General features: G+C 36.6%; 23 protein-coding genes. 13 read left to right on the top strand and 10 right to left on the bottom strand.

The window, feature by feature from the left end; genetic code table 11:
• Positions 1–11: 11 nt before the first annotated feature.
• The 4 genes from ACKWCD_RS18005 to ACKWCD_RS17990 form a co-directional block, all read right to left on the bottom strand.
• Positions 12–719: a hypothetical protein gene (locus tag ACKWCD_RS18005; protein ID WP_413985360.1), complete on the bottom strand. Its 708-nt coding sequence runs from the start codon at positions 717–719 to the stop codon at positions 12–14.
• 50 nt (positions 720–769) lie between these two features.
• On the bottom strand, positions 770–1,666 hold the full coding sequence (locus ACKWCD_RS18000; protein ID WP_413985359.1) for a hypothetical protein: 897 nt from the start codon (positions 1,664–1,666) through the stop codon (positions 770–772).
• 244 nt (positions 1,667–1,910) lie between these two features.
• Positions 1,911–3,074, bottom strand: coding sequence for a gliding motility-associated C-terminal domain-containing protein (locus ACKWCD_RS17995; protein WP_413985358.1), 1,164 nt, complete (start codon positions 3,072–3,074; stop codon positions 1,911–1,913).
• Between the two features lie 12 nt (positions 3,075–3,086).
• Entirely contained in the window at positions 3,087–6,221 is a 3,135-nt protein-coding gene (locus ACKWCD_RS17990) for a beta strand repeat-containing protein (RefSeq protein WP_413985357.1), read from the bottom strand.
• A gap of 308 nt (positions 6,222–6,529) precedes the next feature.
• On the opposite strand from ACKWCD_RS17990, the gene ACKWCD_RS17985 reads away from it, so the two are divergent.
• The 8 genes from ACKWCD_RS17985 (at position 6,530) to ACKWCD_RS17950 (ending at position 13,650) form a co-directional block, all read left to right on the top strand.
• Entirely contained in the window at positions 6,530–7,279 is a 750-nt protein-coding gene (locus ACKWCD_RS17985; protein WP_413985356.1) for a carboxypeptidase-like regulatory domain-containing protein, read from the top strand.
• Entirely contained in the window at positions 7,266–8,048 is a 783-nt protein-coding gene (locus ACKWCD_RS17980) for a carboxypeptidase-like regulatory domain-containing protein (RefSeq protein ID WP_413985355.1), read from the top strand. The genes ACKWCD_RS17985 and ACKWCD_RS17980 overlap by 14 nt, the downstream gene beginning before the upstream one ends.
• Before the next feature lie 31 nt (positions 8,049–8,079).
• A complete protein-coding gene (locus ACKWCD_RS17975) occupies positions 8,080–8,913 on the top strand; it encodes a carboxypeptidase-like regulatory domain-containing protein (RefSeq protein WP_413985354.1) in 834 nt (277 codons plus the stop codon).
• A gap of 12 nt (positions 8,914–8,925) precedes the next feature.
• Positions 8,926–9,726, top strand: coding sequence for a carboxypeptidase-like regulatory domain-containing protein (locus tag ACKWCD_RS17970; RefSeq protein WP_413985353.1), 801 nt, complete (start codon positions 8,926–8,928; stop codon positions 9,724–9,726).
• Positions 9,727–9,781: 55 nt separating this feature from the next.
• Positions 9,782–10,288 (top strand): DUF6702 family protein, encoded by a 507-nt coding sequence (locus ACKWCD_RS17965; protein ID WP_413985352.1) that lies wholly within the window; start codon positions 9,782–9,784, stop codon positions 10,286–10,288.
• Positions 10,289–10,370: 82 nt separating this feature from the next.
• Positions 10,371–12,674, top strand: a complete 2,304-nt coding sequence (locus tag ACKWCD_RS17960) for a M1 family metallopeptidase (RefSeq protein WP_413985351.1) — start codon at positions 10,371–10,373, stop codon at positions 12,672–12,674.
• Positions 12,675–12,761: 87 nt separating this feature from the next.
• Entirely contained in the window at positions 12,762–13,088 is a 327-nt protein-coding gene (locus tag ACKWCD_RS17955) for a Sec-independent protein translocase subunit TatA/TatB (protein WP_413985350.1), read from the top strand.
• Position 13,089: 1 nt separating this feature from the next.
• Positions 13,090–13,650 (top strand): phosphatase PAP2 family protein, encoded by a 561-nt coding sequence (locus ACKWCD_RS17950; RefSeq protein WP_413985349.1) that lies wholly within the window; start codon positions 13,090–13,092, stop codon positions 13,648–13,650.
• Here ACKWCD_RS17950 and ACKWCD_RS17945 read toward each other — a convergent pair.
• Entirely contained in the window at positions 13,628–14,269 is a 642-nt protein-coding gene (locus tag ACKWCD_RS17945; RefSeq protein WP_413985348.1) for an O-methyltransferase, read from the bottom strand. The two genes, ACKWCD_RS17950 and ACKWCD_RS17945, sit on opposite strands and share 23 nt — an antisense overlap.
• Positions 14,270–14,326: 57 nt before the next feature.
• Here ACKWCD_RS17945 and ACKWCD_RS17940 point away from each other — a divergent pair, with 57 nt between their 5' ends.
• The 4 genes from ACKWCD_RS17940 to ACKWCD_RS17925 all read left to right on the top strand — a co-directional run bounded on the left by ACKWCD_RS17940 (position 14,327) and on the right by ACKWCD_RS17925 (position 18,630).
• The gene (locus ACKWCD_RS17940) at positions 14,327–14,800 is read left to right on the top strand and encodes a GNAT family N-acetyltransferase (protein WP_413985347.1); all 474 of its coding nucleotides are present in this window, start codon (positions 14,327–14,329) and stop codon (positions 14,798–14,800) included.
• 47 nt (positions 14,801–14,847) lie between these two features.
• Positions 14,848–16,122 (top strand): kynureninase, encoded by a 1,275-nt coding sequence (kynU, locus tag ACKWCD_RS17935; RefSeq protein WP_413985346.1) that lies wholly within the window; start codon positions 14,848–14,850, stop codon positions 16,120–16,122.
• Between the two features lie 190 nt (positions 16,123–16,312).
• The gene (locus ACKWCD_RS17930) at positions 16,313–17,347 is read left to right on the top strand and encodes a M12 family metallopeptidase (protein WP_413985345.1); all 1,035 of its coding nucleotides are present in this window, start codon (positions 16,313–16,315) and stop codon (positions 17,345–17,347) included.
• Between the two features lie 134 nt (positions 17,348–17,481).
• Positions 17,482–18,630, top strand: coding sequence for an MFS transporter (locus ACKWCD_RS17925; RefSeq protein ID WP_413985344.1), 1,149 nt, complete (start codon positions 17,482–17,484; stop codon positions 18,628–18,630).
• Here ACKWCD_RS17925 and ACKWCD_RS17920 read toward each other — a convergent pair.
• The 3 genes from ACKWCD_RS17920 to ACKWCD_RS17910 all read right to left on the bottom strand — a co-directional run bounded on the left by ACKWCD_RS17920 (position 18,627) and on the right by ACKWCD_RS17910 (position 22,587).
• Positions 18,627–19,790, bottom strand: coding sequence for a peptidase associated/transthyretin-like domain-containing protein (locus tag ACKWCD_RS17920; protein WP_413985343.1), 1,164 nt, complete (start codon positions 19,788–19,790; stop codon positions 18,627–18,629). The two genes, ACKWCD_RS17925 and ACKWCD_RS17920, sit on opposite strands and share 4 nt — an antisense overlap.
• Positions 19,791–19,831: 41 nt before the next feature.
• The gene (locus tag ACKWCD_RS17915; protein WP_413985342.1) at positions 19,832–20,488 is read right to left on the bottom strand and encodes a hypothetical protein; all 657 of its coding nucleotides are present in this window, start codon (positions 20,486–20,488) and stop codon (positions 19,832–19,834) included.
• A 104-nt stretch (positions 20,489–20,592) separates the two neighbouring features.
• Positions 20,593–22,587 (bottom strand): OmpA family protein, encoded by a 1,995-nt coding sequence (locus ACKWCD_RS17910; protein ID WP_413985341.1) that lies wholly within the window; start codon positions 22,585–22,587, stop codon positions 20,593–20,595.
• Between the two features lie 336 nt (positions 22,588–22,923).
• On the opposite strand from ACKWCD_RS17910, the gene ACKWCD_RS17905 reads away from it, so the two are divergent.
• Positions 22,924–23,472 carry a ClpP family protease gene (locus tag ACKWCD_RS17905; RefSeq protein WP_413985340.1) on the top strand — a complete coding sequence of 183 codons (549 nt, stop codon included), beginning with the start codon at positions 22,924–22,926 and terminating at the stop codon, positions 23,470–23,472.
• Positions 23,473–23,545: 73 nt separating this feature from the next.
• On the opposite strand, the gene ACKWCD_RS17900 is transcribed toward ACKWCD_RS17905, so the two are convergent.
• On the bottom strand, positions 23,546–24,439 hold the full coding sequence (locus tag ACKWCD_RS17900; protein WP_413985339.1) for a PorP/SprF family type IX secretion system membrane protein: 894 nt from the start codon (positions 24,437–24,439) through the stop codon (positions 23,546–23,548).
• Between the two features lie 18 nt (positions 24,440–24,457).
• A partial coding sequence (locus tag ACKWCD_RS17895) for a gliding motility-associated C-terminal domain-containing protein (protein WP_413985338.1) occupies positions 24,458–25,859 on the bottom strand: 1,402 nt, incomplete at its 5' end.

The following is a 25,859-nucleotide window of genomic DNA, read 5'->3' as shown; positions in this document are numbered from 1 at the left end:
TCTTAGGTTACCTATTTTACAAATTGTACTTCAATTACATCCCCTGCATAGACTGCCCAATCATTAGGTACAGTTGCATTTGGAACCAGAGTTACATCTGAACCTGCAACCGTGTAATCAACATTTGCGATGAGTTTTGCTCCATTTCGAAACACCCAAACTTTGCTGAAATCAGGTAGTGTAGGAGCACCTGTTAGAGGATAAGCAGTTTGACCGGCTGTCGCAGTAAAACTTTCGTGACCACTTGCTAATAAATCTGTAGCAAGCAGTTTTTTAGTTTCACCTGTAGCTTCATCACGTACTAAGATTGTGTAACCTGTGCCTGTTGCGGTTGCAGAGGTTGAGTCGTCAGTTGCGTCGGTCGAGGCATCTTCAGTTGCAATATCCACTAATGGAATACCATCAATAGCGAAAACGTTGCCATCAACATCTATAATAGTGCCATCAGTAAGGGTTCCACCCAATTGCCAGGTAGTTGTGGTTACATCGGCAGTAGTATTCGAAAGCATGGTAATTCCATTTTTAGATTGTAGGTACTTAATGGTACCCTTGTTGTCAATTACCCGAACAGCTCCGTCAAGGGCCGTAGTTCCGGGTACAATGTCAGCTTCTTTTGCCACATCACCCGTGGTTTGTTGTGCGCTTGCAAGACCAAATGTCAACATGGCGATAGCAAAGACGCCGACTTTTACTAGTTTTTGATAATTTAAAATTCTCATGATAAAGGGGTTTATTTAATAATTGTTATTTCTATTGTTTACTATTCTTTTTAATAAAATTGTACGATTCTGATTTCATCATTTTGATAGCAAAAAACTGGGGCTTCCAGTTCTATTGTGCTATTATTTACTACTGTATAACCAAGCTTCACTCCGTTGCGATACACATTGATTTTTTTTGAACTGGTGACCAAAAGAGGAGGAGTAAACTGTGTTTGAGCCTCGTTAGCGATAATGAGTATTTCTTCTTGTTGAAGAAAGGCAGAAACTGGGGTTTTTCTCAAAACCCCAGTAGTCGGTTCGACGGTTACAATTTGATTGTTGTTATCGATTACTTCCTCTAATCCGGCAACGGCCAAGGTATTATTAGCATCTGCTATAATTTCAGTGGGTTTGGTCAATGTTCCGCCAAGTTCAATTTTTTTGTTTGGTGTTTGGCTTAATCCGTTGTCGGCAGTGATTGTTTGATCTATCCAATTATTGCCATCATAAGTGTAAATATCACCAGTACTCAAATCTACATGTATATCTCCTGGTACTGGGTTGCTTAATGGGTCATCTGCGGGCTCGCCAATTCCACTTCGGGTGTTTGTGGGTATTTGCTCCCAAGAATTACCATCCCAGACATAAACACTATTATCAGTTTCATCAATCCAAATGTCACCTGGGGTAGCATTTAAAGGTGATGTTGGTGAGGTAGTTACCGATATTTCGGAGTTACAAAGACTTTTCCAAACAGCACCCTCAAATACGAAAATACACTTGAGATCTGTGTTGTAGACCAGTGCACCATTTAAAGGTGTTATGGCATTCATCTCCGCATCTGTCAAACGAGTAATTACGAGTGCTTTGCTACGGCTTTCGAGTTCAAGTATTGAGCTACCGTCAATAGAATTGATATTATCACCGACCTTGACCTGTCCAATTGCGGAGGTAGATGTTATCATAAGAATGAAGAAAAGTAATCTGTAAAAGTTCATTTGGCGTAAGTAGTTCCTAATAAGAACAAAGCTAATAGGAGAACTATGACCGTAAAACTATATGTTGTCTAGGCTTACGGAGTTGTTGTGAATACAACAAATAATGTAGTCTATAACTTACAAAATACAATATTTCACCGCTAAATAGAAGGATTTTTAGTAGTCGAAATCTTGTTTTTTATCCCATAATTATGGGTCTTAAAAGGAATTTTTATCGCGCCAGATACAGAAATCCCTGAAAACTAAGGTTCATATCGTCTAAAGTGAGAATATAGAAATAAACCCCAGAAGCAAGCCCTTTGTCTTTGGAAATCACAAAATTATTTGTGGTTGCGAAACCAGTAAATTCATTCGTATAATTATTCATTTCAAATACTTTCAAACCATAACGGTCAAAAATCTGAATCGAATTGTTGGGGGATAAATCTGTCTCCGGAATTATCAAGGCATCATTAACTCCATCTCCATTAGGAGTTACCAAAAAATCATCTGGATTTATTAACTCAGTTATTTCGGAGTCTTCTTCAAAACTATTACCAAAGGTGATAATTTCATATTCATCAGGTATGAAACTGGCCGAACTAATAAAACCTTGAGAAAGGTCTCCTATTCCATCAGTACCTCCTAGGCTAACCCATTGGTTAGTAGACTTTTGCCAACCAACAATACCTAGCTGAGCAATATCGGGCACCAACGCAGAAATATTACTTTGGTCATTCCAACTTATTTGAATAAAAGACGGAACACTACCTTCCAAACGCCAAAACTCCACCGTACTGATAGCATCAATAGAATTTAATTTGATACTCGTATTAAAAGAAGATGGAAAGGCAGATGGACTATTGGGATCCTCAAAAAAGTAAGCACATTTGGCAAACACATTCACTGCAGTTGAATTCATCACCAACGGGCGCAATTGTTCTGTGTCTCCCACTGGAAAAGTGAAATTTTGTTGATTACTAGCAGCGGCGTAACCATCTACCTTTGAAAAATCACCACTGCCATTTGAGGTTGCATTTTGCAAGAAATTAAGGTACGTATCTGTTTGAGAGCGATTTGTAACAAAGTCACCCATAATAAAGTTGGTATTATTCCTTGAATTTAAAGCCGTACTCAAATTCACAAAATTTGAATTGGAAATCTCTAAATCAAAAAAGGTAGCAGCAAAGGCTCCTGAAACATTCAATGGAAATTCACCATAAAACCCAGCTAAGCCTAAATTTTCATCAAACGAACCATCATTAATGAGGTTGGTATGAAAACCAATTTGACCTTCATCGTGAATCTGCATATTGCCAGAGTTGTATAGGGCGGTGGTTTGTGCTGATGCACTAATCGTTATAAGACAAGATAGTATGAATAGTGTTTTTTTCATGATAAAGGTTTTCTAAAAATCAGAAACTGTATAATACCAGATTGGTAGGGGACTCATTAATGGACTCCCATCGCTATTTAAGATAGACACTTCAAACCCTGAAGCTGTCTGATTAGTTACAAAAATTCGATAATCTCCAGTAACAGTTAGTTGAATGATATAATCAGCATCTGTTCTCATAGAGGGAAAAGTTATGGCATAATTTCCCGCACTTCCGGATAATGCCGCACCATTTATGTTATTGGTTCCATCAGGATTTATTTTACCCATTGAAAATATTACTGGCTCACTCCATGCGACTCCAGCTCCTGTTGAATTTAGAACTTGGCCAGCGACACCCACATTTCCAGTAATATCAACTAGTTCTTCTTCAAGTTCTAGGGCTCCATTAGCCGTAATTTGATTTCCATTTCCGGCAGTTTCTCTAACTGTAAGAATGTTTTGATCTCCCGCTTTAAGGGTTAACTGGTCAACACCTTGACTGTACATTCCTGTGTCAGCATCATTGAAAAAACGAAACGCAGGATTCGACCCATTAACAGCTCCTAAAAATGCGGTTGCTCTTGCATTTCCGTTTACATTTAGTTTCTGTTCCTCGCTGGCAAACCCTCCTCCAAGATTTAATCTATTACCGGTATTGTCATAACTAATCTGTGCTGCATCTTCGACCAATCCGCCCATCCCATCGGAAAAGAAAATAGAACCAGCTGTTCCTGTAGGAATAGGTGCAGCTCCAGCTACCCAAGCACCTACGTTTGGCATTGTACCAAGGGCATCTTCATCCCAAGTCAATACTTGCCCATTTGTTGCTGTATTTGGAAGACCGCCAGATGGTGCTGCCCATTGCGTACCACTTGGGGTATTTGTTAATACCCAATTATTTTGTGGTGACGTCGCTGAAGGGGTTCCGCCGATGTTATTCTTGTCTATAACATTTCCGTAGAGAATAACATCTTTATCCCTAGTGATTGAAAATGCTTTATCAGTCAATTCAGGAACAGAAGTATCTGCTAGAGTATTTTGTAGAAAGTGAAAATCTCCAACGCCAAAGGCTCCCATGCGTTCGAATACAAGACCACCCTTTCCAAAATCGCCAGCTTGTTCAACAGCAAATAATATACCTGTCGAATTTCCAGAGCCTGGCGAATCACCCCCTTTAACTTTTTGTACTTCTAAAGCGTACGAAAGATTAGGTCCGGTATCATCCTTAACGTGTAAAGTGGCTTTAGGTTCAGTGGTGCCTATACCAACAAAGCCATCATTTTTTATGGTCATAACGGCATCAGCAAGAGAGGGGTTAGCTGTTGAACTTCCTGTGTTTTGAAGAAAATGGAAGTCTCCTTTTCCAAAAATGCCTTTTCTTTCATAAGCAATAGCACCTTTTCCAAAGCTATCTAAATCTTCTATTGAAAAAAGTATTCCTGCAGCAGAACCTCCCGCATCAACACCGCTGAGGTTATGTAATTCAAGACCATAAAACAAATTACCAACATCGGCTTTGGCGATATGCATTTTAGCCAAAGGGTTGGGGGTATTTGTTCCTAGTCCGAGGTTCGTATTGGTATTATTCCAAAACAACTCTGCGTTATTTTCTGTGGGGCCAAAGGGGTCGGTTGCATCAGCGAAAAAGATTGAGCCCGCTGTTCCGGTATGGCTAACAGGATCTCCCGTTTCCCAACCGCCCACACCTGGACTTATCGCGTCCTCATTCCATTTAAGTGTTTGGCCATTGGTAGCGCCCATATCGTTCAGATCTTCCGCTAAAATAGTGGCGTTCTCAATTTTGTCAGTATCTATTGCGTCATCTGCAATGGTTAAGACCCCAGTATTAATCATAGTTGCATCGCCACTAATTGCCAATTGTTGTGGCGCATTTAAAGCATCACCAATTAAGATTGTTCCGTCATTTAGGGTTGTGGTTCCAGCAGCAATAGCCGCATTTACAAAACCAACATTCGCCGCAGCGGTATTGTCCATTCCATCCGTTGTCAAGTTGGTAATTCCACTAGCATTGGCATCATTACCTTCACCTAAAACACTTGAAAGATTTTGATTACCACCACCAGATCCCAAAATTGGTGTTAAATCAATTGTATTTCCATTTTCAATTTCAATTTCATTTCCAGTCAATGTCAGATTCTGATTATCAGTTCCACCAGAACCCAAAATTGGTGTTAAATCAATAGTATTTCCATTTTCAATTTCAATTTCATTTCCAGTCAATGTCAGATTCTGATTATCAGTTCCGCCAGAACCCAAAATTGGGGTTAAATCAATAGTATTTCCATTTTCAATTTCAATTTCATTTCCAGTCAATGTTAGATTTTGATTATCAGAACCTCCGGCAGATATAAGCGGACCTATGTCTATTGTGCCAGCCGTTTGCGATAAACCAATCTCAGTACCATTCAGGCTTAAGTTTTGAATTTCGTTAGATTCACTTTGATCAGTATCTAAAGCAATGGCATCGGTATTTTGATCAATTGCCATTTGCAAAGATGAATCATCATAGAAAGCGCCATCAGGTCTAGGGTCTAAGACATTACCAGCATCACCACTTACAACATTAACATCACCTGCGGTTATATAACCTGCATCATTATTGAAAACACTTACACCAATAATGTCACTGTCCAATTGATCAGGACCAACAGAATTTTCAGACAACTTGACTTGCGTAACAGAACCATCTTGAATAAGTCCTGGGCCAATTGAGTTCGGTTGAATGTCTATTCCATTAATTGTTCCATCATCTATTTGCTCTGTAGTAATACTTTCTGGAGCTACTTCGAAATTGCTTCCAGTAGCCGTTGAGGTAATTACAATTGTGGGTTGATCGTTGATAATTTCATCAGCAGTTAAAGTTCCGCCTGTTCCGCCACTACCACCAATATTCACCCATTGTGTACCATTGTAGTAATGTACACTTTGCAAATCAGTATTGAAACATAAAGCACCCGAACTAGGCACAATGGCATTCATTTGCGCTGTGGTTACCCTTGTAATGACCAAGACTTTATCTGTACTTTCCAATTCTAGAACAGAACTGGGGTCAATATTTTGAGGGTTATCTCCGATTTTTACCTGTGAACTTAAGGTTGCACTGATAAAAAAAGCAAGAAGTAGGAATTTAAATGAATCTCTCATAGGAACAAGGGGTGTTTCGGTGAGCAAACAAACAAAAATAACTGTCCATAAGCAAACCACTCATTTTACTAGATAAAATGGGTGTTGAGTAGGGTGAAAAGCGGTTGAAATATTTCAATTGTGCTTATTTTTTAAAAAGATAGTAAATTCTTACTTTTTTAAAACTACAAATATGTACGATTACAAATTAACAAAAGTTTAGTGACGCTATTTTTTTTTAGACCTAAACTTATATTTTCTTTATAACCACTAAGAACAGGAATACCCTACGCATAAAGCGAAGGAATGTTTTAGATTAAAAACGAGATATGAAACAATTTTTACTTGTTATTACATTTTTATTTTCACTATCTGCAATTTCACAAGAGGATGGCCGGGTTATTTTACGGGGTAAAGTGCTCTATCGTAATGTAAGTGTGCCTAATGAAAATGTAATTAATGCTACCTCTGAAATGGCAACAATTACTAATGAAAATGGGGAATATGCTATTCGAGTTAAAGTTGATGATGAATTGGTTTTTTCTGCGCTTAATTATCAGATTGAAATCGTAAAAATCACTGACGAAATTCTAAAGAACAACCGATTGGTAATTGAAGTAAATGAGAAAGTTACAGAGCTAGAAGAGGTAGTTGTTACCCCTGAGCAGCAAGAACGCTTTTTACAGGTTAAGAATAAAATTTTAAAGGAAGAGTTTGAATATGAAATCGATCGTTCATCTGAGGTCGAGAACATCGGACTTTCTCAGTCTGAGCGTGGTATGCAAAATGGTCTAAACTTTGTTGGAATCTACAAGGCATTGGCTAAAGCCCTAAAAAAGAATAAGACCGAAGAAAAGGCTCCCTTAAAGGTGAGTGAAGTAATGCGTCAAGTCTATGACGATGAATTTTTTGTGGTAGATCTTCAGCTTCCACAAGATAAGATCGATGCTTTTTTATTTTATTGCGATACAAAAATGCCTACCCAATCTCTTTTAAAAAAAGAGAACGAGTTTGAATTAATTGAATTCTTAGTTACCGAAAGCCAAATTTTTCTTGCGGAAATAGATGATAAGAAATAGTATTTTTTTCTTAGGTTTTCTTTTGATTTCTGCCTCACTTGGAGCTCAGAGTCTTTTTTCCAAAAAGCTAGAAGGTAGAGTGTATAGTAAAGACGGTGACGTTTCTGCTACAACCGTTCAAAACATTTCTACTGATCGTGCCACTATTACCGATTTTGATGGGTTTTTTCAAATCACTGCTAATTTGAACGATACCTTAGTTTTTTCCGCTGTTCAGTTCAAAAAGCAAGAAATAGTAGTATCAAGAGAAATTTTACAGCAGCGAACCTTTAACGTTTATTTGGAAGACGCCCTTACTGAATTGGATGAGGTAGTGGTAACCCCTTATAATTTGACTGGTGATATTACCAAAGATATTGATATCATAAAAACCGACCCCGTAGTTACCTCTTCTACTTTAGAATTACCGAATGCATATGTGTTACCAATTACAAAGGCTGAGCGCGAACTTTTTGAAGCAACTTCAGGAAGTGGTTTGATTCCGTTAAATCCGATTTTGAATGGAATAAGCGGAAGAACCAAAATGTTGAAGAAGCGAATTGCCAGAAACAAATTGTATTCAAGAACTGAGCGTGTAAAAGAGTTCTACCCTGACTCTTTATTTCGAACTGATTTGAAGATTCCTGAAACTAAAATTGATGACCTCTTATATTTTTGTGAAGTAGATCAAGAATTTCAAAAGGTGGTAGATACTCATGATCGCCTAAAAATATGGGAGTTTATTCGAAAAAAGAGCTTGGTCTATCGAAAGAATAATGATCTCGATTAGGCATTACATGCAGTAATTTCAAAATAACATATTGAAAATCTCAGCTAAACATATTGTTTTACTGTTTTTACTTTTCTTCGGAATTCGAGTAAATGCGCAAGAGTATGCGACAAAATTGGAGGGAAGAGTATATAGTAAAGATGGTGATGTAGCCGCAACACACGTATCAAATGTAAGTTCAAACAAAGGTACAATTACAGATGAAAATGGCTTTTTTGCGATTTCGGTAAAACTCAATGACACCCTCGTTTTTTCTGCGGTACAATACAAGCGAAAGGAAATTGTAATAGATGTAAAAATTCTTGAAAACGAAAAATTAATAGTGCCCTTAGAAGCATCACTTACCAAACTTGATGAGGTAGTGGTTACTCCTTATAATTTAACAGGAGATTTAAACCGAGATGCAAAACGATTAAAAATAGCACCTATTGTTACGGCATCAACATTAGGGCTTCCGAATGCCTATGTAAAAGTAAAAACCCAAAACGAAAGAAAGCTGGCTGAAGCTGATAGTGGAAAGTTTATTGAATTTGGACACTACGCTTTAGATTCTACCTTCAATCCGATGGTGATGATTAATATTCATAAGATATTGAATCGGGTTACAGGCAGAACAAAGAAGCTCAAAAAGTATGTTGCTATTGATGGGGAAATTGCTTTGTTGAATAAAGTAAAGCGATTTTACCATGATTCTATTTATGAACAAGAATTGAAAATTCCGAAGGAGAACATCAATGACTTTATGAATTTTTGCGAAGTAGATTCAGCGTATACAGAAGTAGTTGAATCTGATGATATTTTAAGATTATTTGAATTTTTAGAACGTAACAGTTTAGTCTATCGAAAAAACAATGGCTTAGAATAATGATGTAGTGATATGAGATTAAAAAGATATCTTTTTATACCATTTCTATTGATGATTCATTTTGCTTTGAATGCCCAAAATTATCAAACAAAAATTGAGGGTCGTGTCTTTGCCAAAGATAGTGATGTAGCCGCAACACATGTATCAAACATTAGCTCTAATAAAGGCACAATTACAGATGCAAATGGCTTTTTTACCATATCAGTGAAACTTAATGACACTCTAGTTTTTTCGGCGGTTCAGTATAAGCAAAAAGAGCTTGTGGTTGATTTGAGTATATTAGAGACAGAGTTGGTTACAGTGATTTTAGAAGCGGCTATAACTGAATTGAATGAAGTAGTAGTCATGCCGTATAATCTTTCTGGTGCATTAGATCGTGATATGAGTAAACTCAAAATAGGTCCAATTATCACTGCTTCCACTGAGAATTTACCGAACTCTAATTTAGAACCAATTACACAAGCGCAAAGACAATTATACACGGCTCGTACTTGGGATCTTCAGATCGGATTTGGTTTTAAGGTGGATACAGATCCGATTTTCAACTATTTTTCTGGTCGAACAAAAATGCTGAATGAAAGAATTGCACGAGATTCAAATGTCGAAATGATAAAAGAAGTCAGAAAATATTATAAAGACTCTCTTTATATAAGTAACCTGAAAATTCCCAAGAAGCATATAGATGATTTTGTATATTTCTGTGAGACAGATTCTAATTTTGCCTCCCTAGTATCAGATAATGATAAATTGAAGTTGTGGGAGTTCATGAGAAAACAGAGTTCAAAATACCGCAAAAACAATGACTTAGATTGAATTGTATCTTGGCATACCATTTGCTTACTTTTGAAAGATAGAAATTGAACACTTTATGAAACATTTAAAAAAGGGATTTCTTGTATTATTACTTCCCTTATTTGCCTTTACAGTCGCACATAAATTTTACGTTAGCGTTACCAATGTTGGTTACTCCGAAAAAGATGAGGCTTTGCAAATTACGTCTCGGGTCTTTATTGATGACTTAGAGGCAGTTTTGTTAGAACGTTACGATGTAACAGCTAAATTGGCAACTGACGATGAATCAAAACTTACTGAGGAGTATTTAGAAAAGTATTTGCGACTTAAGTTTGAGGTTGCCATTAATGGAGAGAATGTATCCTATGATCTTATTGGTAGAAAATATGACAATGATGTTTGCATCTTTTATATAGAGGTGCCGCAAGTCAATTTGCCCTCAGTAAAATCCATCCAAATAAAGAATGAAATACTTACTGATCTTTATGATGAGCAGCAAAATGTACTTCACTTTAAGATCAAAGACCAAAAAAAGAGTTTCGTATTGGTAAAATCTGATACTAAAGGAATGTTAAACTTGTAACATTTCTTAACAATTTCTTAAAAAAACTTTACTTTTCGACGGAAGATGAATGACTTCATAGTATTAATAATTAACTCAAAAGATGATAAAAATTAAGTATTGTTTCGCATCGGTACTTTTCTTATTTGGTGCTGTGTTGACAGCTCAGGAAGAAACACCAAAAGAAAAGGAACCAGGTCACACCAATCAAAGTAAATTTAAACAACTGTATGAAGAGTTTGCAACTCCGAATACATATCGTTCTGCTTCAGGCGCACCGGGCCCTGATTACTATCAGCAACAAGCTAATTATGTAATGAATATCGAGCTTGATGATAAAAACCATAAAATTTATGGTGATGAGACCATTACGTACATCAATAATTCTCCAGATGATTTAGAGTTTCTTTGGGTACAGTTAGATCAGAATATAAGAGAAAAAGATTCGAAAGCAGCTTTGAAAAATGGAGATGGAGTTCCTCTCGCATATAGACCATCTACCTTTAATGGTAAGTTTCTGGGTGAGCCTTTTGATGGCGGTTTTGTTATTGAACATGTGAAGGATGCTGCTGGAAAAGCACTTCCTTATACTGTTAATTTCACAATGATGCGTATTGATTTACCACAACCGCTAAAAAGTAAAGCTCAAATTTCTTTCTCAATCAAATGGAATTTCAATGTTCCTGATCATACCGTAAATAGAGCGCGCTCAGGATACGAAGAGTTTGCTGATGGACATCGCGCGTATGTGATTGCTCAATTCTTTCCAAGAATGGCGGTTTATAATGATGTTGAAGGATGGCAAAATCATCAATTCTGGGGCAATGGAGAATTTGCTTTAAATTTTGGTGATTATGATGTAAATATTACAGTACCAGCCGATCATGTTTTAGATGCTACCGGTACGCTTCAAAATAGAAAAGAAGTCTATTCAAAAGAGATGATGAAGCGCTACGAGAAAGCGAAGAAGTCATATGATAAACCTGTTGTTATTGTTACCCAAGCAGAGGCCGAAGAAGCTTCAAAAGGATTTTCTGAAAAGAAAAAAACTTGGAAATTTAAAGCTAAGAATGTTCGTGATTACGGTTTTGCTACTTCAAGAAGATTCATTTGGGATATGCAAGCTGTAAAAATGAGTAACAAAGATGTGATGGCGGTTTCAATGTATCCGCCAGAAGGAAATCCACTTTGGGAGGAGTATTCTACGAAAGCGGTTGCGCATACTTTGAAGTCTTATTCTTCGCATACGTTTGACTATCCTTATCCTAAGGCGATTTCTGTGCATGCAAAGAATCAAGGTATGGAATACCCAATGATTTGCTGGAATTACGGTCGTCCGAATCCTGATGGTACGTATTCTGATCGTGTTAAATATGGAATGATTAGTGTAATTATTCACGAAGTAGGTCATAACTACTTTCCAATGATTGTAAACTCTGACGAGCGTCAGTGGGGATGGATGGATGAAGGCTTAGATACTTTCATGCAATACATGGCTGAACAAGAATTTGGAGAAGCATTCCCTGAGGCTGTAGCACCAAACAAAGCATATCCGTCAAGAAGAGGTGCAGCTGCGAAAATTGTTCCTTATATGAGTGGTGATCAAAGTACGATTTCGCCAATTATGTCGAACCCTGAAAATGTATATCAGTTAGGTCCAAATGCTTATGGAAAACCAGCTACAGCATTAAATATTCTTAGAGAAACAGTCATGGGAAGAGAATTGTTTGACCATGCCTTTAAGACCTATTCCAAAAGATGGATGTTCAAGCACCCAACCCCTGAAGATTTCTTCAGAACTATGGAAGATGCTTCTGCCGTAGATTTAGATTACTATTGGAGAGGATGGTTTTACACAACTGATTACGTTGATATAGGTGTAAAAGGACTCAAAAAATACTATGTTAGTAATAACCCTTCAGAAAAACTCAAAGCTGCAATAGCAGAAAGTGGTCAATCTATGGATGATTTACCTCCTTTAGTTCATTTAGTAGAAGAGGGAAGTGCTGATTTTGACCCTAATTTAAAGGGTAAAAGTCCATCGGATAATTCAACTACATTAAAAGAGTTCATGATGGACAATATGACTGCGGCCGAGAGAGCTGCGGTTAAGGAGCCAAAGTATTTTTACGAGGTGACTTATGATAAGCCGGGTGGAATTCCAATGCCTTTAATTGTAGAATACACCTATGCTGATGGGTCTACTGAGAACATCACATATCCTGCAGAGATCTGGAGAAAGAACGATAAAGAAGTAAGTGTTGTTCTTTCGTCTCAAAAAGAATTGACTGGTATTGTGGTAGATCCGAAAGCTGAAACGGCAGATATCGATACTACTAATAACGGTTGGCCAAGAAAAGAGGAGAAGAGTGATTTTGACAAGATGAAGGAGAAAATTAAAGGATAGTGTATTCCATAATTAATAAAAACGAGCCCTGTATATTACAGGGCTTTTTTAATAAGCGTAGTTGCTAAACTTGATTATATTTGTAGTATGTTTTTAGTGCACTTTTTATTTATTAGCGGCGGTGAGATATTTTTTATCATGTTTATAGTGGTAATGGTCTTTGGTGCGGATAAAATTCCAGGAATTGCCAAAGGTTTGGGTAAGGGCATGCGTCAATTGAAAGACGCTACAGAAGATATCAAGCAAGAAATTCAAAGAAGTGCTGATAAGCAAGGTATCGATACGAGTTTTGTTTCAGATATTAAAAAAGATATCGATGAGGTAAAAGGAAATTTGACCTCAGGACTTACCAAAGAGATTGATGAGGTAAAAGATGGTGTAGAAGATATCACCGGCGTCATCAAAAGAAAATAGAATGTTTGAAAAATTGTTAGAATGGGATCAAGAAACACTCATCTATTTAAATAATCTTGGCGCAAAACAGTTTGATTCATTTTGGCTTATCACAACTAATTTTCTGACCTGGATTCCACTTTTTCTTTTTATGATTATCCTTCTTTTTAGAATGTACAATCGCAAGGAAGGTTTTTGGGTTTTCCTCTCATTCTTATCTATGTTGATTATAGTTACGATAATTATTTTTTTTACTAAAGAATATTTTGGTCGTTTGAGGCCTGTTAATGACTCAGGCTTACATAACCTGTTGCGCGTATTGATAAAACCGTCGGATTATAGTTTTATATCAGGTCATGCTGCTAGCTCGTTTAGCATTGCAACATTAACGATGTTGTATCTAAAACGGAAAATGAAGTGGTCGTATCTACTATTAATATGGCCCATACTTTTTTCCTTTAGTAGAATGTATTTGGGCGTGCATTATCCCTTAGATATTTTAGCAGGAATGTTAATAGGAATTCTTTCTGGTTGGGTTTTCTATCGGATGCATCAAAAATTTATAGCACCCTACATAATGTGAGTCCGTCACGAATAGGCAGCAGCACTGTTTCTACTCTTTTATCCTTTTTCAATTTTTTATTGAAGTCAAGCAATACTTTAGTAGCCTTGTCTTTTGGGTCTAAAGGCTCTACTACTTTTCCTGACCAGAGTACATTGTCAGAAAGAATGATGCTCCCTGATTTTGTTTTTTGAATTGCAGCTTCAAAATAAGCATCATAGCTCTTCTTTTCTGCATCAATAAAGACCAAATCAAAAACTATATCCAATTGTGGAATTATATTAACAGCATCACCGGTATGCTGAATGATTTGATTTCCATGACCACTCTTATCAAAGTACTTTCGTTGTAATTCAGTCAACTCTTCATTAACGTCAATGGTATGCAATTGTCCATCGTTGCCTAGTCCTTCAGCCAGGCAAATAGCTGAATAACCTGTATAGGTGCCTATCTCTAATATATTCGTCGGATGGATTAGCTTGGAAAGCATACTTAAGACTCTTCCTTGAAAATGACCTGTAATCATTCGAGGTTGAATCACTTTTAAATGAGTTTCCCGTGTTAGTTCTCGTAACAATTTGGGCTCGTTTTCGGAGTGGTCTTTTATATAATTTTCTAATGCGTCTGATAAAAAATGCATTGTTATTTTTTTCTGTAAATATAGTACTTTAGAGTATTGACAATTAGTACTACATATATGAGTGAATTTAAAGTCCGTCCTGCCAAATTAGAAGATTTAGCGGTTTTATTAGAATTTGAACAAGGTATAATTAAAGCAGAGCGCCCTATGGATCCTACTTTGGCCGTAGATCCAATATCGTATTATGATATTTCTGAATTGATACATTCTGAAGATGCAGAAGTGATAGTAGTTGAATATAATTCTAGGGTAATTGCATCCGGCTATGCCAAAATCAAAAAGGCACTACCATACTTGCATCATGAATTTTATTCCTATTTGGGTTTTATGTTTACCGAACCCGATTTTCGGGGGAAGGGAGTTAATAAACTAATTGTTGATGAACTACGAAAATGGTCTATTTCAAAGGGATTACAAGAAGTTCGACTTACCGTTTACGATGATAATCCTGGTGCAATCAGGGCCTATGAAAAGGTGGGATTTAAAAAGCATTTGATTGAAATGCGGTTAACTGAATTTGACAATATTTAGTCTTAAGATATCAAGTTTGAAGTCGTAAATTTGAACAAAACGCTTTTATGCCCTTTCAGAATACTTTAGAATTTGCTCGAAGTCTAGATGAAAACGACCCGTTGAGAAAGTATCGTGATGAATTTCATTTCCCTAAAGTAGATGGAAAGCAGGTGATTTACTTCACAGGAAATTCACTCGGTCTGCAACCCAAGCGTACCAAAAAATTTGTTGACGAGGTAATGACTGATTGGGAAGAATTAGCGGTTGAAGGACACTTTCATAGCGAGAAACCTTGGTGGGATTACCACGAAAGGTTAGCGTCGCCATTGGCAAAAGTTGTTGGTGCCAAAACCAAAGAGATTACCGTAATGAATACGCTAACCGTGAACTTACATTTATTGATGGTTTCCTTCTATAGACCAACTTTGAAGCGTTATAAAATTATTTGTGAGGAAAAGGCTTTTCCATCAGATCAGTATATGTTTCAAAGTCAGGTGAAATTCCATGGTTTTGATCCCAATGACGCCCTTGTAGAAATCAAAAAACGAGATGGCGAAAACCAATGGCGTACTGAAGATGTTATCGCCAAAATCAATGAAATAGGTGAGGAGCTAGCTCTAGTCTTGATTGGTGGAGTGAATTACTACACCGGTCAGGTATTTGATATGGGAGCTATCACCAAAGCAGGAAAATCTGTAGGTGCCCATGTAGGGTGGGATTTAGCCCATGCCGCCGGAAATGTAGAACTAAAACTTCATGATTGGGGTGCTGACTTCGCAGCTTGGTGCAGTTATAAATACATGAATAGTGGTCCTGGAAATGCTTCGGGTGTTTTTATAAACGAACGGCATTTAGGTAAGGATGATATTCCGAGATTTGAGGGTTGGTGGGGTACAAAGAAGAAAACACGTTTCTTGATGAAACCTGAATTCGAACCGATGGAAAATGCCGATGCTTGGCAAATTAGTAATGCACCTATATTATCGGTTGCACCTTATTTGGCATCTTTAGAAATGTTCGAGGAGGTGGGTATGCAAGCTTTGATTGAAAAGCGAAAAAAAATAGTATCATATTTGGAGTTCGTTCTTCATGAAATCGATAAAGAGGTAGAAAGTACTTTTGAAATTATTACTCCTGAAGATCGCGGTTGTCAACTCTCCGTATTTCTTCATGGTCAAGGACGACCTTTGTTCGATTACTTAATGAAGAATGGTGTGATTACTGATTGGCGTGAGCCTAATGTGATTCGCTTGGCACCAGCACCATTCTATTGTTCATTTGAAGACATGTATCATTTCGGCCAAATTCTTAAAAAAGGAATTCTAGAGGGCGTTTCTTAAAAGTTCTATAGTTCTCATTTTTGCATTTTTCGATGGTTATAACTCCATCATTATCAGTTCAATACAATTTTAGTGCTTACCGTTCATCGAAAACACCCTGTTTTTGATCACATTCTGGGAATTCACTGCGTACATATATATGAGTTTTAACCCCAAAATTAAAATGAACATGAAAACTAAAAATGAAAAAATGAAACGTACGAAAAGAATTTTACCCGCATTGCTTATGGCTTTTGTATTTGCAATGTCTTTTATGGCATGTGAAACGGATAGTATTAGTAATGAACCAGAAACGGCGGTTGAAGAAATTGCTGTGGATCAAGAAACAAAATTTATCACTAAATATTTTTTAGGAGATGAAGTAAAAGTCAGATTGGAAGAAGATGGTACTTATAGTTTGGCTGGAGGTGATACACGTTTATTTGAAAACCAATTATCAGATACGGCTGATGCTTTTGAAGAAAATCCAGAGCCTCAAGATGACCGCAGCGCCCTTGCTCTTGGCGGTGGTGTTCGAAAATGGCCAAATAGTACGATTGTTTATCGTATTTCAGGATTGAGCTCATCTGTTAGATCAGAGCTTCAAAAATCTTTTAACGAATGGACAAGTAAGACCAACGTTCGCTTTAAAGAACGAACAAACGAATCGAATTACGTAACTATTTCCTCTTCCGGATCTAATAGTAATTCAGGAGTAGCAACTTTAGGTGTTAATGGTTCAAGGGGCTTTATTCGCTTGGGAACTCGTGCCACCGCGGTTGTTATTATTCATGAAATCGGACATACCTTGGGTTATATTCATGAGCAAAACCGAAGTGATCGAGATAATTTTGTCCGCATTAATTTTAATAATATTCAAGACAATGCGGTTGATCAATTCTTTAAAAGTAATTCAGCTTCTTTAGTAACAAGTCAATTTGATATTAATTCTACCATGATGTATGGTAGCTATACTTTTAGCAAGAATGGATTGCCGACCATAACTGATCTCAATGGTAATGTTTTACCTAGTAGGCAAGCAAGAATATCTTCGTTAGACATTCAAGGCACAAATTCTATATACCCACCAGTTGGCGGTGATACAGGGGGAGATATCAATGCATGCAGTGGAGTGGAAGAATGGTCACCCAGAAGAAGATATTTTGTAGGCGACCGTGTGACCTATAGAGGTAACTTGTATGAAAGAGATTTCACCAGATGGAGTTTTATAAAGCAATGTGGATAATATAAACAAGGGGTTAATAGACTCAATTTTACCCTTCCATTTTTGATACACATTAGACCGTCTTTTTAGGCGGTCTTTTTGTTGATCAAATCCTATCTTTTCAAGTATCTTAGTCAGCTTAAATTAGGCCTCGAATGAAATCACTTCGACTTATACTTTCAAACCCTACATATTTTGGACCGGCTTGGGTTTTTGCAAGTCTAAATATTTTGTTTGGTACTTGGGCGATCTATATTCCAACTGTAAAAGAGGCTTTGGAGATTGACAAGTCACAACTGGGCATTGCTATATTCTTTTTATCTCTTGGGGTCTTTACCGTCTTCCCAATTTCTTCAAAAATTATTAATAAAGTCGGGGTAGGTAAAGCTACCTGGTACGGTGTTTTATGTAGTTGTGCCGCGGCAATATTACCTCTACTTGCACCGAGTTATTACACTTTAATGGCAGGCCTATTTCTCTTTGGCGCATCGAATGGTTTTACTGATATCGCTATGAATACCTTAGTCACTGAGGTCGAAAAGAAAGATGATATAAAGTTTATGTCTGCTGCCCACGGATTTTTTAGTTTAGGAGGCGTTCTTGCAGGCTTAGGAAGCTTTTTGATTGGCCCCTTGGATAATCCTGTTTTACACATGGGAATAGCCGTTGCTCTGGTTTTGGTGGTAAATATAATATTTCATCAAAAGTTTAAACATATTGTGGCGGCCGCAATAGAAAAGGAACCTCTTAGTTTGAAGGTATTCAAGCCATTTTTATTATTAGGATTGATTTCTTTTATAGCCATGGGAAGCGAAGGCGCTATAGTCGATTGGAGCGGATTGTATCTTAAGGAAATTAGTATCGCTCCAGAAGCTTTGTGGGGAGCTGGGTTCTTAGGTTTTCAAATCACAATGACTTTAGGGCGGTTTTTAGGAGATGGTATAAGTGCCAAAATTGGCTCAATTAAAATGGTAGCTTTTGGAACCCTATTTGTGCTTGTTGGTTATGCATTAGTACTTTCAACACAAATGAATTTGGCAATCTTAGGTTTTGCGTTCAGCGGATTAGGCTTCTCAGTTATGGTTCCAGAAGTATTCCGAATCGGAGGTAATGTGAAAGGTGTTGAATCTTCACAAGGAATTGCCTTTATTGCCGGTTCAGGCTACGCAGGATTTCTCTGCGCACCCCCAATTTTAGGTCAAATTGCAGATAGGTCTTCTTTAGTGACTTGTTTTTGGGTATTATTGATTTGTGCGCTCTTTATTCTGGGTGCTACTTTTGTTTTGAAGAACAAAAAAAATTAATCCATGTTGCTTCTTACCTTGAATTCGTTGTTTTCTTTTCCCATTTTTTGAATGAATTCTTGCATTTCTTCAGTTAGTAATAACTGGTTTTGCGAATTCCAGTATTCAGCATTATATGGATATTTTAACTTGAAAAGATCCCTGGTTGCGCTTACGTTCTTTTTGACTTTGAAGTCTCCAAAATTATCTGAAGTTGTCAAAATTGAGGTTAGTTCGTAAACTAGATTAAAAGATTTTTCTTCATCTGTTGTTTCCACTTTGTATATTGATTTGGCCGAACTAATAAAGTATGCATCTTTTTCAATACTTTTTTTGAAATAGACAGTTACGTCATAAAAAGAAGTACGGTATTTCAAGAACTTGTTCTTTTTAAAAGGGTTGTTTTTTGGAACTGATTTTAAATGATACGTTTGAATTGCATAAGTTTTGGCGTCAATAACATAGTACCCTGATATATTTTTGACTTTTTCTTCGGGTCTTGATTTGAAGGTGAGTTTTATTTTACTTCCATTTTCAAAAAAACTTTCTTCAATATCAAATTCTGACTCTTCAATATTCATGGTGACTAACTCATTAAGTATTTGCTGGAAAGATGGGAATTTTAGGTATGCATTGTTTTCATCAGTAACAGCACCTAGTTTTCGCATATTTGTTAACTCAATCGTGTAGTCTTTTTTTGTTTGCTCCATATTTTTCAAATAGAACAAAGTATTTCGTTTCAACTTGCCTTGTAAATCTTGAATTCTCCATATTTCATTATCTTTTTTGGCCAATGCTCTAATTAAGAATTTTTCTTTGTAGGGCTCGAGCTTATAGTTTTTGCGTATGGAGTCTTTCACTTTTTGATAAAGTGTCTTTCCGTTGGTTACAACAACTTCATTTAATTCGAAAACACTCTTAGTTAATAAAATAGTATCCTGAAGTTGTTCAAATGTCGTTTTCAGTTTATCGTATCCAATTAAATAAAAAACAACAGAGTCTCTAGATGTAGAGAATTCGTAGCGCCCATCTTCGTTACTAATGGTATAGTCCTTTCCATTATAGACATTCACAAACTCGATTGGCTCTTTGGTTTGTGAATCAAGAAGAAGACCTTTAAATTGATTTTGAGCAAAACATAAAGTAACTGAAAAAGAGAAAAAAAGTAGTGCTAGTTTCATATGGCGGTTTTGTTTACTTTTTGAAACAAAAAACGTACCAATTATTTTACTTCCAGGTTGGTGAAATATAATTTGAAACTTCCCTCAGCCATCTTATGCATTGTGGCAATGTTCAGCCCATTTAGCATTTTGTAGTCTTCAAAAGAGGTAATCATTGAAGGTTCAGCTTGATTTGATTTACGGAAAACCCATTCCTGAATAATGAGATCATCCCCAAAATAAAAATCATAAGCATCTCCTGGAGTATAACCTCCTTCGTTGCCGTAAACAATGGTCAGTTTTTGCATGGCTTTTTTGCTCATGGGTGCCACATCTTCTATGACATGGCTATGCGTTACATTGTCGGCATCCCAAACCAATTGATAAGGCGCAAGTAACCAGAATTTGTCATTGATAAAGCCTCCATTGGTCTTATAGGCAACGCTATCCATATCGGCCCAATTGTAACTGATTGTCCCCTCAGCTGATGTTGCTGTTATATCATTGGTTTTAGGATTCCATGTCCAATCTCTTTCGAAATGTGTGGTGTCTCGATCTACATTGAAAGTGAACTTTATTTCCTCTACATTCTTCCAATTTTGGAATCCGTTTGCATTAGCCACTTTTTGAAGTATGGTTTCTTCCTGTATTGCATTTGATACAATAAAACTTGAAGTGGTAACAAAAATGAGGGATGCTAGAAGTAGAATTTTTTTCATGGTTTTCGATTTTATTTATAAAACAACAATGTAAATATAATTATAAAGAAGCAGCCTTGTTATTAAAATGACAAGCCTGCTCTCAACAATCTATTTTGGGTGGGTTATTTGTTTTTGGTAATAGCTGAGCTAAGATTAAGGTTGCTAATATTTCCTTTGATTTGAACAATTGGAAATTCAATTCTACGACTAAGCTCAAGTTCTTCATTTGTGCAATCTAAATTGCCATCGCACCCGTTAATTGATCTTCTCTTTCCGAAACCTTCGAAAGAAAGAATGTTGTTTTCAGAAACACCATTTTCAATCAAATAATCATAAACGGCTTTTGCTCTGCGGTTTGAAAGCAAATCATTGTAACTATGGCTTCCTAGGGGGGTAGTGTGGGCTTCAATCTTAATTACCATTTCAGGGTAGATTTTAGTAATTAAGTGTACTACTTTATCCAATTCATATGCAGCATCTGGTCGAATGTTACTTTTGTCATAATTAAATTTGATCTTTTTTAAACCGGCTAACACCTTCAAATCCAAGACGGGTTCTAAAGTAAGATTTTGAGGAATATCTCGAACATTATTAGAGATTTTATGAGTTTTGACTTGCACTGATGCAATCAAATGTGTTTTTCTAATGGCTTCGATTTTGTAATCACTGTTACGAGTTAAGAAGGTTCTATAGTGCCCTTTTTCATCAGTCAAAAGTTCCGCTACTATACTGTTGGTTTTTTGATTGTAGATTTTAACTTTAACACTGTCTAGGGGTTTTTTGTTTATCTCATCGGTAATCTTTCCTGCAATGGACAGCGAGGGAGTAAATTTAAACTTATAAATATCATCGCTTCCCACGCCCCCTTCACGATTAGAGCTAATGTAGCCAGTGCCACCCTTTTCATGTTCAAAGTATGCGAAATCATCCGATGGTGTGTTAATGGGATTTCCTAAATTATTAATTCCAACAATTTTGTTTTCCTCGTTTAATACCGTAGAAAATATATCTAATAGGCCGTATCCAACATGTCCATCAGAAGTAAAAAATAAACGCCCTTCTTTGTCCACAAAGGGAAACATTTCGTCGCCAGATGTATTTACAACAGGACCAGCATTTTTTGGTTGACCGATTCCTCCTCTTTTGTGAATGGGTGCATAATAAATATCCGATCCGCCATACCCACCAGGTCTATCAGAGGCGAAGTAGATTCTTTTTCCATCAGAGGTTACAAAGGGATGCCCAGTAGAAAAATGTTCGCTATTGATAGGAAGATCTTGATTTACTTTCCATTTTCCTGATGATTTAATGGCGCTGAAAATTTTCAAATTTAGGTTAGCATTTAGATCTTTTTTCTTTTTTTTCTTAAAGTAGTTTTTACCTTTAAATTTGAAGTACTTATTACCGGTAAAATATAGAACGGTTTCTTTTTTATGATTTAACGAGAACACCATAGAACTTTCGTGATAATCAGAATTGATATTACCAGGAATTGGTTCTGGTTCTGCTAAAGGATCATTTTCTTTTAACATATAAATATCAAGCCAAGGCTCTCCGGTCCACCCATACAGTTCTTCTTTGGTGTTATCAGTTCGAGAAGATGCGAAATATAAATGGTCACTTTTTACAAAAGCTCCAAAATCGCTATAAGTCGAATTGAAATCAACAGCTTCTAGCTCATAAAGATCTCCTTTGTTAGAGATTATTTCGGCAAGGGTTCCATTGTTTAGAAATGTTTTTACTCTGACATCGTTTTTGCCATATTTATCATATTTTTTTAGCCATTTTTCCGCACCTGTTTTATCACCTATATTATACAAAACCATACCATACATAAAGTAGAAATCAGGAGGAGGAGGTGTTGCCGATAGAACAACCGCCTTTAAGTATGGCATTGCTTTTTCAGCGTTTCTCATTTTCAAATGACATTCTGCAAGCCTTTGATTCGCATAATCAGTATTATCACTGCTACTGAGCATTTTTTCATATTCAGGAATAGCCTTTGCATAGAACAATTGGCTAAAATAGTAATCTGCCTTTTCTTGTAAATTATCTTGCCCAAAACCACTTTGGGCTATAATCAGAAGGGTGAATAGCAAACTTCTCTTTATAAGCATTTTCATAGTGTTTGTTCTTGTACTATTTGAAAGTATCTTTTTAAAGATGAGATACTGACTGCTGACTTATAAAGAAAACCTAAAGCTTAGTGGTGATAAAATTTAGACGTTATACGGTCTTATTTTTCGGTTTTTTAACCTCGAATAACAAGCTATGTAATTTTTATTGCATTAATTTTTTAACAAAAATATTATATTAATATGTAGATTATCAATATTTTATAGATTAGTTATTCATTGTTTTAAAAGATGAAAAGGACTTATAATTGAGAAATATTTAGAGTGCTTTTTTCATAAATAATTGATTAATTTTGAAGCTCAACAAGAAATTAAAAAATGGGTTCGAAAAAAGGAAAAATACAAGAAGCTATAGACGAAAAAATGCTAGAGGAACGTAAAGTGTTTCTTTGGGGTATGGTTGATGATGACACTGCAAAACACGTGATAGATCGTTTGTTGTACTTGGATATGCAAAATAATAAAGAGATTCAGTTGTATATTAATAGCCCCGGAGGTTATGTTACCTCTGGATTTGCAATGTACGATACCATAAAATCATTAAAAAGCCCTGTTTCAACTATCTGCACAGGTCTAGCAGCATCAATGGGTTCTATTCTTTTATCTGTAGGAAAAAAAGGAAGGCGATTTATTCAACCCCATGCTCAAGTGATGATTCACCAACCAAGTGGCGGTGCTAGAGGACAAGCTTCAAATATTGAAATTCAGGCTAAGGAAATCATAAAGACGAAAGAGCTTAGTGCTAGAATTTTAGCTGAGAACTGTGGACAAGATTATGAAAGGGTGATGAAAGATTTTGACCGTGATTATTGGATGGGCGCTGAAGAGTCTATTAAATACGGAATTGTAGACGGTGTTTTAGAGTAATATCGGCTTGTTAAAACTATAAAAGCCCTTTTCAAATTTTTGAAAAGGGCTTTTTGGTTGGTTGTTTTTTCCTTTAGAAGAAGCGGGGTGATTTGATTCCTCCTAATCTTTTTATTGGTAGTTCATAGATTAGTATAATTTCGTGTGTTCCTCCAGTGTAAGGTTGAATATCTGATGTTGGTAAGTCATAGGCGTAGCCAGCTCTAAAAGAATTTGAAATTTGATAATCAGCTAGTATTCCAAAGCTATCAGCGTCATTAAATCGATATGATGCTCCTAGCCACAATTTATCAAAGAATAAAAAACTTGCAGTAATATCATAGGTAGCAGGGGCTCCATTGGTAATTTTAGCAATTGCGGTAGTTTTAAATTTGGTATCTCTTCCCACATCAAAAACAATTCCTCCGATTGTGTAATAACTGTTCCGTTCTATAGCAGCAAACTCACCTCGATTCAAATCTGTATTCAATAGGCGAGGTGAAGAGAGCCCAATGTACCACATGCGGCTACTAACATATATTCCTGCCCCGAAATTCGGATTCCATGGGGTAAAACCATCGTTGAAAAAGGGGTCATTAAAATCTGCGTTTAAATTATAGTTGGTGACACCGCCATTTAATCCGAAAGACATATTCACAGTTCTAGTCAGGGGAACTGTGTACGAAACATTTCCATAAACGTAATTGGTACTTTCATCTCCTAAATTATCATTAATATAAGTAAGTCCTAAGCCAATCCTACTGAACTTTACTGGAGAATGAATAGAAAAAGTACTGGTAGTTGGATTTCCTTCAATACCAGCCCATTGATTTCGATGAAGCCCCGTAATATTTAAGGTTTCCCTACTACCTGCATATGCAGGATTTACAGACATTGTATTATATACATATTGCGTAAACTGTGGTAATTGCTGGGCACTTGCCGTCGTGGTCACAATTAGTACTAGTATATATATTAGTTTTTTCATTTCTGACATTTGGGAGTCTTACTTGTTTGAACCGATATAGATATATCCGTTTATAGGTTGGATTTCAGGATCCGATAGGGTAATCATATAATAATATGTCCCAGTTGGAAGAATTCCTGAACTACCAATCGATCCGCTAGGCGCGTATCCACCCCAATCATTCTGATAATCATTAGATTCGTAAACCTTGGTTCCCCATCGATTGAATAACATAACTTGATAGGTGTAACCACAATCTTCTAATCCTGAAATTTCGAAATAATCGTTAATGCCATCGCCGTTAACGGTTATTGTTTTCGACACCACTAAATCATTAATATCACATGGTAGGCAATCAGCATTTACATTTATAATGTAGTCTGCGTAAAATTTACATGAAGTATTGATGGACTCATAAGTAATTAGATATTCACCTAATTCAAGACCCATAGGTTCAAAAAGGTTTCCATTTAGACTAACATTACCTTGGGTAACAATGAAATTACCGGTTCTATCGAAATCAGATGGTAAAGAGTCTAATAAATCTATTGCAGGATCTCCGGTACAAATATCAATTGTAATTGATACTCTTTCTGGTTGCATTACAAAGATTAGTTGTTGAAAAGAAGCCGTGTTTCCGCAAATGTCAGTAACATTCCAAGTTCTAACGATCATGTAATCATCAGTACCTTGGGTAAACTCTTCTACTTCTGTAAAATCTACTGTATAGTTACCACAACCTCCTGTAAAAATAAGTGTAGGTACTTCTGGGATAGTTTCACTACACATTATTGTATGTTCTTCAATATAAGGTTCTACGATAATTTCACCCATATCATCATCAATGATTGTACCTGTAGCAGTGTTTGTAGCATTCCCATCTGCAAATCCAGTTACGAATCCGTTAGCGGTAGCGATATTAGAAAGTTCTAGAGTAAAGTTCTCATCTGCTTCAATGTTTAGATCTTCGGTTACATCGATAAGAATGGTTTGCGACTGCGCACCATCTGTAAAACTAACTGTACCGTTATCAAGTGTAAAGTCAATCGCATCGGCAGTACCCACAATGGTATTGTAGTCAACTGAAACAGTTTCACCCGCAGGAATACTTCCTGTATAGTTTACAACAAAAGACAGTTGAACATTATCCCCAGGATTTCCTTCAATAACAGAAACTGTGGCATTGTCAAAGGATACTCCATCACCAGGTGCTGCATTATCGTCATTGATAATAGTACCTGTAGCAGTGTTTGTAGCATTCCCATCTGCAAATCCAGTTACGAATCCGTTAGCGGTAGCGATATTAGAAAGTTCTAGAGTAAAGTTCTCATCTGCTTCAATGTTTAGATCTTCGGTTACATCGATAAGGATAGTTTGTGATTGCGCACCATCTGTAAAGCTAACTGTGCCGTTAACAAGAGTAAAGTCAATCGCATCGGCA

Origin of the sequence: Maribacter taeanensis, from assembly GCF_047345145.1 — a bacterium.
In the GTDB taxonomy this organism is placed as follows: Bacteria; Bacteroidota; Bacteroidia; order Flavobacteriales; family Flavobacteriaceae; genus Maribacter_C.
Note: the sequence above shows the minus strand (reverse complement) of the source record. Positions and strands in the feature narration are given on the sequence as shown.

Coding starts and splice junctions, on each gene's coding strand:
- ACKWCD_RS17910 (WP_413985341.1), bottom strand. CDS start 22,587: ATGCTTATAAAGAGAAGTTTGCTATTCACCCTTCTGATTATAGCCCAA.
- ACKWCD_RS17920 (WP_413985343.1), bottom strand. CDS start 19,790: ATGAAACTAGCACTACTTTTTTTCTCTTTTTCAGTTACTTTATGTTTT.
- ACKWCD_RS18005 (WP_413985360.1), bottom strand. CDS start 719: ATGAGAATTTTAAATTATCAAAAACTAGTAAAAGTCGGCGTCTTTGCT.
- ACKWCD_RS17950 (WP_413985349.1), top strand. CDS start 13,090: ATGTTTGAAAAATTGTTAGAATGGGATCAAGAAACACTCATCTATTTA.
- ACKWCD_RS17995 (WP_413985358.1), bottom strand. CDS start 3,074: ATGAAAAAAACACTATTCATACTATCTTGTCTTATAACGATTAGTGCA.
- ACKWCD_RS18000 (WP_413985359.1), bottom strand. CDS start 1,666: ATGATAACATCTACCTCCGCAATTGGACAGGTCAAGGTCGGTGATAAT.
- ACKWCD_RS17900 (WP_413985339.1), bottom strand. CDS start 24,439: ATGAAAAAACTAATATATATACTAGTACTAATTGTGACCACGACGGCA.
- ACKWCD_RS17990 (WP_413985357.1), bottom strand. CDS start 6,221: ATGAGAGATTCATTTAAATTCCTACTTCTTGCTTTTTTTATCAGTGCA.
- ACKWCD_RS17930 (WP_413985345.1), top strand. CDS start 16,313: ATGAAACGTACGAAAAGAATTTTACCCGCATTGCTTATGGCTTTTGTA.
- ACKWCD_RS17925 (WP_413985344.1), top strand. CDS start 17,482: ATGAAATCACTTCGACTTATACTTTCAAACCCTACATATTTTGGACCG.
- ACKWCD_RS17960 (WP_413985351.1), top strand. CDS start 10,371: ATGATAAAAATTAAGTATTGTTTCGCATCGGTACTTTTCTTATTTGGT.
- kynU (WP_413985346.1), top strand. CDS start 14,848: ATGCCCTTTCAGAATACTTTAGAATTTGCTCGAAGTCTAGATGAAAAC.
- ACKWCD_RS17980 (WP_413985355.1), top strand. CDS start 7,266: ATGATAAGAAATAGTATTTTTTTCTTAGGTTTTCTTTTGATTTCTGCC.
- ACKWCD_RS17985 (WP_413985356.1), top strand. CDS start 6,530: ATGAAACAATTTTTACTTGTTATTACATTTTTATTTTCACTATCTGCA.
- ACKWCD_RS17965 (WP_413985352.1), top strand. CDS start 9,782: ATGAAACATTTAAAAAAGGGATTTCTTGTATTATTACTTCCCTTATTT.
- ACKWCD_RS17905 (WP_413985340.1), top strand. CDS start 22,924: ATGGGTTCGAAAAAAGGAAAAATACAAGAAGCTATAGACGAAAAAATG.
- ACKWCD_RS17945 (WP_413985348.1), bottom strand. CDS start 14,269: ATGCATTTTTTATCAGACGCATTAGAAAATTATATAAAAGACCACTCC.
- ACKWCD_RS17970 (WP_413985353.1), top strand. CDS start 8,926: ATGAGATTAAAAAGATATCTTTTTATACCATTTCTATTGATGATTCAT.
- ACKWCD_RS17940 (WP_413985347.1), top strand. CDS start 14,327: ATGAGTGAATTTAAAGTCCGTCCTGCCAAATTAGAAGATTTAGCGGTT.
- ACKWCD_RS17955 (WP_413985350.1), top strand. CDS start 12,762: ATGTTTTTAGTGCACTTTTTATTTATTAGCGGCGGTGAGATATTTTTT.
- ACKWCD_RS17915 (WP_413985342.1), bottom strand. CDS start 20,488: ATGAAAAAAATTCTACTTCTAGCATCCCTCATTTTTGTTACCACTTCA.